The sequence below is a fragment of the Salegentibacter haimaensis genome, assembly GCF_054121495.1.
Window position 1 is genome coordinate 1 of the sequence record NZ_JBSYGH010000039.1, and the last position, 987, is coordinate 987.

Genomic DNA, 987 nt, shown 5'->3' on the forward strand with positions numbered 1-987 from the left:
GGCTTGTGCAACGGTTACTAATGTTGTGTGTAGTTTTAATTAAGAAATTTTAAACCTCAAACCTACTCCTCAACCCGTAAACTTGCTTTATGATAACAAAAGAATTCTTGTTTTTTTTCCCTTGAAATCAATACCATCAACTTTAATAAACATTTTCCCTTTGGCATCCAATTTTCCAATGGTCACGTGAAAATTCTCTCCTTCTCCTTTCCATAAAAAGCCATTCCAGCTACTTTTAAAAATGTTGTCTGAATTGGGTACTTTTATTTTTTTATGAAATATCAGTTTTCTGTTATTGAGTTCAACGTATTTGGATTCAAGATTTATTTTAATATCGTAAGGCATTTGATCATAATTAAATTTTATAGATGCTGAGGAATCTTTAATTAAGATTTGAATTTCCTCCTTATTCAAGGTGTCTAGGGTGAAGGTTATTTGTTCATTCCTTATCTGTTCAAACGCGTAATCCGATAATTTAAGTTCTGATGTAATCGGATCTTCATACTCTTTTTTAATTTCTTGACCTTTAGTCCGCAAGACTTGTAGATCATAAAAGGTTTGATTTCCTTCCTTTAATATATCCTTTACTTCTAAGGGAAAATCGTTCTGTGCAATACCGCTCGGGATTATAACCCAAAACAAAATAAATTTTAATAAATTTTTCATTTCAACGTCTTTATTAAATTAATAAATTTTCAATATCTCCAGGTATTCCCTCTGAAAAAGGATTCGAATTTGTTTTGAACTGATAATGTATCTCCAACATTAAATATAACTAAAGTTTACAAGATTTTGATTTTCGACAAGGATTCCTCTGTGGCTAGTTAAACCCTCAATATGACATTCTTAATAAGCATTATGCTTTAAACTTTTTGGCTCTGATTCTTTTTCCTGGTAGAATAGGGACAACAATTAAATTTGTTTTGAGGCATTTTCTCGTTTATAGCAAGCGTAAATTTTTAGTGGCTATTATTACACACAACGGTT

At 30.6% G+C, this 987-nt stretch carries 1 protein-coding gene; it reads right to left on the minus strand.

The window, feature by feature from the left end; translation table 11 throughout:
* Positions 1-87: 87 nt before the first annotated feature.
* Complete coding sequence (locus ACW6QP_RS15360; RefSeq protein WP_457911756.1) at positions 88-666, minus strand: hypothetical protein; 579 nt, start codon at positions 664-666, stop codon at positions 88-90.
* Between the last annotated feature and the right edge of the window lie 321 nt (positions 667-987).